Annotated in this window: 4 protein-coding genes; 1 reads left to right on the forward strand and 3 read right to left on the reverse strand. The window is 63.2% G+C overall.

From position 1 onward, the window contains the following. The 3 genes from ppsA to otsB all read right to left on the reverse strand — a co-directional run. Window positions 1-2,352: phosphoenolpyruvate synthase (gene ppsA / locus VEI45_RS15865; RefSeq protein WP_324854832.1), on the reverse strand; the 2,352-nt coding region annotated here is incomplete at its 3' end. A 2-nt stretch (window positions 2,353-2,354) separates the two neighbouring features. Beyond that, complete coding sequence (locus tag VEI45_RS15870; protein WP_324854834.1) at window positions 2,355-3,251, reverse strand: prenyltransferase/squalene oxidase repeat-containing protein; 897 nt, start codon at window positions 3,249-3,251, stop codon at window positions 2,355-2,357. A 13-nt stretch (window positions 3,252-3,264) separates the two neighbouring features. Beyond that, a complete protein-coding gene (gene otsB / locus VEI45_RS15875) occupies window positions 3,265-6,966 on the reverse strand; it encodes a trehalose-phosphatase (protein WP_324854836.1) in 3,702 nt (1,233 codons plus the stop codon). Between the two features lie 364 nt (window positions 6,967-7,330). Here otsB and VEI45_RS15880 point away from each other — a divergent pair. Then, window positions 7,331-7,956 (forward strand): universal stress protein (locus VEI45_RS15880; protein ID WP_324854838.1); only part of this gene is annotated, 626 nt, incomplete at its 3' end.

The following is a 7,956-nucleotide window of genomic DNA, read 5'->3' on the forward strand; positions in this document are numbered from 1 at the left end:
GGTGGTTTTGAGCACGGTGTCGGGGTTGAGGCTCATCGAGTCGATGCCGATCTCGACGAGGAATTCGGCCATGTCCGGGTAGTCGGACGGCGCCTGCCCGCACAGTCCGGAGTGAATGCCGTTGCGGCGGCAGCCGTCGACGGCCAGCCGGATCATCTGCTTGACACCCTCGTCGCGCTCGTCGAAGTCGAACGCGACGATCTCGCTGTCCCGATCGACGCCCAGGGTGAGCTGGGTGAGATCGTTGGAGCCGATGGAAAAGCCGTCAAAGTGCTTAGAAAATTCGTCGATCAGCAAAACGTTGTTGGGTATTTCGCACATCGCGTAGATCTTGAGGCCGTTCTCGTCTCGCCGGAGCCCCCGTTCAGCCATCCGATCAAGCACCTGCTCGGCCTCGGCGACGCGGCGCACGAACGGCAGCATCAGGATGACGTTGGTGAGCCCCATCTCCTCGCGGACCCGCTTCATCGCCTGGCACTCGAGTGCGAAGCCCTCCGCGTAGGCGGGGTGGGCGTAGCGAGAGGCTCCGCGGAAGCCGAGCATCGGGTTGTTCTCACCGGGCTCGAAGTCTGTCCCGCCAATAAGGCTGGCGTACTCGTTGGTCTTGAAGTCCGACATCCGCACCACCACGGGCTTTGGCCAGAAGGCCGCAGCGATGGTGCCGATCCCTTCGGAGAGCCGCTGCACAAAGAAGCTCGCCCCGTCGGGGTAGCCGCGGGTCAGCCGCGCCAACTGGGCGCGCGCATCGGGATCGGTGACCTTATCGGGGTGCAGCAACGCCAGCGGGTGACCCTTGATCGACTCGCTGATGATGAACTCCATCCGGGCCAAGCCGACGCCGTCGTTGGGCAAAAACGAGGTTTTGAACGCCAAGTCCGGATTGCCGAGGTTAACCATGATCTCGGTGGCCGGCCGGGAAAGAGCGGTGATTTCGGTCTGCTCAACCGAAAACGGAACTTCTCCGGCGTAGACGCGCCCGGTCTCGCCCTCGGCGCAGGACACCGTCACGGTCCGGCCGCTGGCCACGCGCGTGGTCGCGTTACCGGAACCCACTACTGCAGGAACCCCGAGTTCGCGAGCGATGATCGCGGCGTGACAGGTGCGCCCGCCCCGGTTGGTGATGATCGCCGCCGCGGTCTTCATCACCGGCTCCCAGTCCGGTGTAGTGGTGTCAGCCACCAGCACTTCGCCCGGCCTGAATTCCGTGAGGTGGGCCAGGTTTTCGATCATGTGGGCCGTGCCCGAGGCGATCTTCTCGCCCACCGAACGGCCCTCGACAAGCACCTCACCTGAGCCTTTCAGCGCATAGCTCTGCACGGTGGTCACCGCGCGCTGGGAGGCGACAGTCTCCGGCCGGGCCTGGACAATATAGAGCCGCCCGTCGATGCCGTCTTTCGCCCACTCTATATCCATCGGCCGCCGGTAGTGCCGCTCGATCTTGATCGCGTAATCGGCTAGCTCCAAGACGTCCTCGTCAGTCAGGCAGAAGTGTTCGCGGTCGGCCTTGGGCGCGGGGATGTTGCGGGTCGTCTCTTTGGCCGAGCCCTCGACGAAGATCATCTTCACCGCCTTGTCGCCGAGCATGCGCCGCAACACGGCACGGTGTCCCGCTGCGAACGTGGGTTTGTGCACATAGAATTCGTCCGGGTCAACCGCGCCCTGCACGACGTTCTCGCCGAGGCCGTAGGCGCCGGTGACTAACACGACATCGCGAAAACCGGATTCGGTGTCGAGGGAGAACATCACGCCCGACGACGCGAGGTCCGAGCGCACCATCTTCATCACACCGATCGACAGAGCGACCTTGAAGTGGTCGAAGCCCTGGTCGATGCGGTAGTGAATGGCCCGATCGGTGAAAAGGCTTGCGAAGCAACGCCGGCAGGCGTCCAGCAGTGTCTGCTCGCCGCGAATGTTCAGAAAGGTGTCCTGCTGGCCCGCGAAGCTGGCCGTCGGCAGGTCCTCCGCGGTCGCGGAGCTGCGCACTGCCAGACTCACATCTTGGCCATACTCGCTTTGCAACCGCCGGTACCCGGCGAGCACTTCGGCGGCGACATCGTCGGGCAGGCCGGCGCCGTAGACGATCTCGCGGGCCTGCTTGCCGCGGCGTGCCAGGTCGGCGACGTCGCTGGGATCGAGCCCGTCGAGGGTGGCACGCAGCGGCTGCGAAGCACCCGCCGCCTCGAGCATTCGCCAGTAGGCGTCGGCGGTGATGGCGAAGCCGTTCGGTACTAAGACCCCCTCGTCGGAGAGCTTGCGGTACATTTCGCCGAGCGAGGCGTTCTTTCCGCCGACCAACGGAACGTCTTCGATCCCGAATTCCTCGAAGAACCGTACGTATTTGGGCATGCTCATGCTTACTCCTCTCCTAGCCGGTTGAGCAGGGCAACAGCTTCGAGGCCAATCCAGGTGGCCTGCAGCGCCGAGATTGCCCGGTGGCGCGCGCCGAGGCCGCCGTCCGGGCGCTGAAGCAAGACGAGTTGTTGTGCTATGGCGTCGAGGTAGCGCAGGCGTCGGTGCAGGGCATCGGCGAGCGCGAGTCCGCCCCAGAGCGCCCCGACCGCGGTGGTTCGCGCATCGGGGGCCAGGCGCAGGCCGAGAAGTTCGTCCTCGCAGCGACCCAGGAAGGTCACCAGGTGTGGATCGGGCTGCCAGTGCGGGTCGACCAGCTGGGCCAGACGCAGGCCCATCGCCGTCGTCTCTAAGTCCGCACCCGGAGATGCCCATCCTCCGTCGGCGGCACGCGCTGCAATCAGCAGCCCCGCCATGCTGTCGCACTCTGACCCAGAAAGCACACTGTGGCGCAAGTGGATTAATTCGCACAGGTGCGTCGCGTCGACGATCGCCGCGCGCCAGTCTCGCGGCCCATCGCGATCGCAGAAAGCCTCGAGCCACCCACGCAGCCACTGATCTGGGGAGAACTTCGGTTGGATGGTGAGTACGCCGAGCGCCCGAAGCGCCGCCCAGCCGATCGTCAGCGTTGGATAGCCGCCGGTTTCGTTTTGCAGGCCGCGGAGCCAATCGCCGGTTTGCTCTGGCGTGGGAATGTCGGCGTTAAGCAGCTTGAGCGACTCGAGAGCGGCCAGCGTGTCTGGAGCGTTCGGCTCCTCGACGGCCCATTGCGGCGTGCGGTAGAAGCAGTAACCCCCTTCCGGGGTGCGCCGCCCCAGCACGTACCGCCCGATCGCCGCTCGGTCGAAGCACCCAGCGCCCGTGCGTGTCCCGCCATCTACCGGTGTTGCCCCAAGACTCATCATTCGCAACTCACTAAGAGAATTCGACGGTGTGGCCGGGGCTGAGCCGCTCGACGCGGCCACGGCACTCGATGTCGATCGAGTTGGTCTGTTCGGAATCCGAACTGACCCTTGCCCGACGTCCGTTGACTTCCAGGTGCAGGCGATGACCGCGGTACCTCAAGGGAAACGACAGCCTGCCAAGCGCTTCCGGCCACAGCGGACTGAGCACGATGCGGTTGGCGCGGAATTCCAGGCCGGTGAAGCACCGCTGCAGTAGGTCGACGCTGCCGGCCATCGCCGCCAAGTGAATACCCTCAAACGCGGTGCCGCCTTGGATGTCTGCGATGTCGGACAGTAGAACCTGCTGAAAATATTTCAGCGCGCGGTCGCGGTCGCCGCGGGCCAAGACCCACGAGTGAACAATGGCGCTTAGTGTCGATCCGTGTGAGGTGCGGGTTCGATAGTAATCAATGGTTTTCGGGATCTGCTCGGGGGTGAATCGATAGCCCAGCCGCTCGAACAGTTCGCGCAGCTCGTCGGAGGAGAGCAGGTAGAACAGCATCAGCGCATCGGCCTGCTTTGATGCTTTGTAATGGTTGACGTTGTCGTTCTCAGCCTCAAGGATGCGGTCCAGTCGCTGCATGTTGCCATAGCGCTGGTGATACGCGTGCCAATCCAATTCAGCCAAATTCTCATAACCCTCGAATTGGCTGATCACACCGTCGTGGAAGGGCACGAACATGCGTCGGCTCACGTCGTCCCACAAGTCAAGTTCCGGACCATCCACTCCGAGCCTTGCCAACAGATCAAGCCGAAACGACAACGGTAGTAGCTCAAGGGCTTCCATTGCACGCACGATCACCCAGACCGCCATCACGTTGGTGTAAGCGTTGTTGTCGATGCCGTCGTAGACCCGACCGGGATAGCCCGAATGGAATTCGTCGGGCCCGATGATGCCGCGGATCACGTAGCGTCCACGTGTAGTGTCAAACTGGGCCAGGTTCACCCAGAAGCGAGCGATCTCAGTCAGCATCTCCGTTCCGTAGTCGATGAGGTAGTCGATGTCGCCGCTCACCTGGTAGTACTGCCACACGCTGTAGGCCACGGCTATGCCGCTATGGTGGGCGCGGGCACTGGGATCGGGATTCCATCGACCTGAGCGCGGATTCAGGTGCAGCTGCGGGCTTTCTTCACGACCGTCACTGCCGGATTGCCAGGGATACATCGCGCCGCTGTAGCCGGCCGCTCGGGCAGCGCGGCGGGCCTCTGCTAGTCGTCGATAGCGATACTGCAGCAGGGCCCTGGTCACCGCCGGGAGGTGGATGCTCAGGACAGGAAAGACGAACAACTCGTCCCAGAAGATGTGACCGCGGTAGGCCTCACCGTGTAGGCCCCGCGCGGGTGCGCCGGCGTCCAGATCGGCGGTGTTGGGTGACAGGGTCTGCAGCAGATGCAGCAGATGCAGGCGCACGATCCGCAGTTCCTCGGGGTTGTTGCCAATGCCGATGTTGAACCGTTCCCACAGATGTGCCCACAACGCCGTGTGACCGTGCAGTATTTCTGCCACCCGGCCCACAGCATGCAGCTGACGCTCGGCCTCGTCCGCCGGTTCAGAAATTGCCGGATTGCGGCCGGTGACGACGGCGACGACCTTTTCAACCGTCACCGATTGCCCGACAGCCAAGTCGGTTGCGATGTCATGACCGATGCGGGCCGGGTGAGAGATGCGGGCTTCATCTTGCATGAGCCGGCTGTCCGCCTGCGTCGGCGCGTCCCCGCGCCACAACGTGGTGCGGGCCGCCACCGCAACGGGGATTCGAGACTGCACCGTAATCGCTTCCAAAACCACTGAGAAATCCGATAATTCGCGTACCTGCGTCACGGTTAGGTGTTTGCTGGATAATTCGGCGTAGCGTTCGATTTGTCGGTTCTCGACGTCGCCGTGTATGGCAGATCGGAATTCGATTGTGCCTGACCAGTTCTCGGCTGTCACCCTGGTCTCCAGGGCAGCCACTTCGGGTAGATGCATTGCCACGAATCTGCGCTGAGTTACTGCGGTAGTGCGCCCAGCGGTATCGCGAAACCGGAACTGGCGACTCAACAACGCTCGGCGAAGATCGAAGGTCTGCGAGTAGGACAACAACTCAACGTCATCGATGTCGAACCACGGCCCGTCGCAGACACGAAACGTCAACGGCAGCCAGTTGGGTAGATTCACCACACTTTCGTTACTGACGGTGCTGCCGTCGATCTCATCGGTCAGCCGATTGTAGACGCCGCCAACGTAAGTGCCCGGATAATGAATGCCGTCTGCCGTGGACTCCGGCGCACAGCCGCGGGTGGCGAAATACCCGTTGCCCACGGTGCACAGCGCTTCGCGCAGCGGTTCTTCGGCAGCGGCATAGCCTCCGAAAGTAATCGACCACGGATTGTCGGATTCGTCATGTTCGGCAGCGACGTCTTGCGCCAGCCGCTCGATGAACTGGCAAACCGCGTCAGGACCGTCAAGAGCGAACCGGGCGGCCGACGGACGATCCCCGTCCTCGTCATGCCGCACGACGATCCCAATGCCGTCGCGTCGCACCGCATCAAAGGCGTCCTCGTCCGTGAGGTCGTCGCCGATGTAAATGGGCAACAACGGATCCGGTCCGTCGATTTGGTGCAGGATCCACCGCAGCATCTTCCCCTTGTCCCACGGGATGTCTGGCCGCAGTTCGATGAGTTTGCGTCCCATGGTGACCCGAAGGTCACGTCGCCAGCCGATGGTGTGGACGGTGGCAGTCACCTGGTGCACTGCCTCGGGCGCGGCATTCCGGTAGTGGACCGCGACCGCGAATCGTTTGTGCTCGACATGAACGCCATCAAGGTCTGCGAACCGTTCCCGCAATTCGGCTGCCGTCTGTTCGAGCACGTCGACAGCCGATGCGGCGGTCTCGTTGCGTTGGGTGATGTTGTTGGGCGCGGTCAGCTCGAAGCCATGGCTGCCTGCGTACCAGATGCCCGGCAGCCCGATGCGGGGCACTAGATCGGCCAGGTCGCGTCCGCTGAGCACCGCGACATCACACCGTGCGGCTAACGCCTTCAGCGCGTCGGCAGCCCCATCAATAAGTGTGGCAGCGTCGGGCTCGTTGACAATCGCGGACAGCGTGCCGTCGAAGTCGAGAAGCACCGCAGGTCGTCGAGCGGCGACCACCGCCGCGATTTGGGCGTAGGACTGCAGAGCATCGGGAAGCGTCGACATCCGTCGATCCCCGGCGCGCACCCTAATCTCGGCGAGGTCGGTCACCACCGCGTCCGCACCGCTTTGGCGCAGCTCCTCGGCATTCCGCGTTGGGCTGAGAGCGATGACGAGCGCGAATCCGGCGGCACGGGCGGCGACTACGCCCGCCTGAGAATCGACGATGACGACGCATCGATCGGGCCGCACCCCCAACTGTTTCGCGGTCTCCGGTAAATCGCTCGGCTGGGGCGCTCCTGGCAGGTCCGCCTGGCTGCTGATGGTGGGGTCGACACCAGCGAAAGCCGGATCGCCGGCACCCGTCACGGCCAAAACCCGTTGGCGGTCAAGGCTCGACGAGCAAACACCTGTGCAGACACCGGCGTCGTGCAGTTTCGCCACCAGCGCCGACGTGGAGTCGGCCATCCCTGGCTCAGTTCCGGCATCCGTCGTGGCATTGTGCAGATCGAGGACGACCGCGTCGTAGCAGCGCGGATCGATCGTCACCTGCACCATCATCGCCACCGTCGCGGACTCAGCCGACTACCGATGAGCTTGCGGACGACGTCTCGGCTATCATCCAACTCAATCGAATGCGTCAACGTGCACGTCGCCAAGTCCTTGATAACCTCGCTGTCCAGCATGGGTTTCGGCATTGCGTCCTCCACATTCGGCCTGAGAGCGACCTTAAGAATGACTAGGCCCGGTCCCTAGAGTCATTGGTCCCGACGCCGCCGCCATTGGCCTATAAAGTGCGCCACGAACCTTTGGTTTTGGCAGGTATGACAGAGTCCTACGACCATGCGGTTAAGGACTAACGCCCCATGATCGGCGACGCGATTTGGCCTAGCGTTCTCCTTTGAGCTGAGGGAAGGCGAAAATGTCAGCGCACGCCGAGGGCTACGGCATCATCGTCGCCGCCGATGGATCACCCGCATCAAATGCCGCCGTCTGTTGGGCCGCGCAGGATGCGGTCTTGCGTCGTATTCCGCTAACCGTGGTCCACGTGGTCAATCCCGTGGTCACCGCGTGGCCGCATAGCCCGTTGCCGGACGGAGTTGCGGTATGGCAGGAAAACGAGGGGCGCCGGATCCTCGCTGATTCACTAAAGCTCGCCCGAGACACCGTGAACGACAATCCGCGGATACCAATCGAGAGCGAGTTGATTTTTTCGGCCACCGCTCCAACACTTGTTGATTTGTCCAAAGAAGCCGACCTGATAGTCGTGGGCACCTATGGGCGGGGAGCGTTGGCGCGCGGTTTACTCGGTTCGGTCAGTTCGAGCCTGGTGCGGCAGGCACATTGCCCCGTCGCCGTGATCCGGGACGAGGAGCCGCGGATGCCGGATCCCGCCCAGGCTCCCGTGCTGGTGGGAATCGACGGCTCACCGGCCTCGGAGCTTGCTACCGCGATCGCATTCGACGAAGCGTCGCGGCGCCGCGTCAACCTGGTAGCTGTACATGCGTGGAGTGACACCGAGATTTTCGAACTCCCGGGTTTGGATTG

Source organism: Mycobacterium sp. (assembly GCF_035623875.1).
GTDB lineage: Bacteria > Actinomycetota > Actinomycetes > Mycobacteriales > Mycobacteriaceae > Mycobacterium.

Excerpts from the sequence above, each read along its gene's own strand:
- VEI45_RS15870 (WP_324854834.1), bottom strand. The coding sequence starts at position 3,251 with ATGAGTCTTGGGGCAACACCGGTAGATGGCGGGACACGCACGGGCGCT.
- otsB (WP_324854836.1), bottom strand. The coding sequence starts at position 6,966 with ATGGTGCAGGTGACGATCGATCCGCGCTGCTACGACGCGGTCGTCCTC.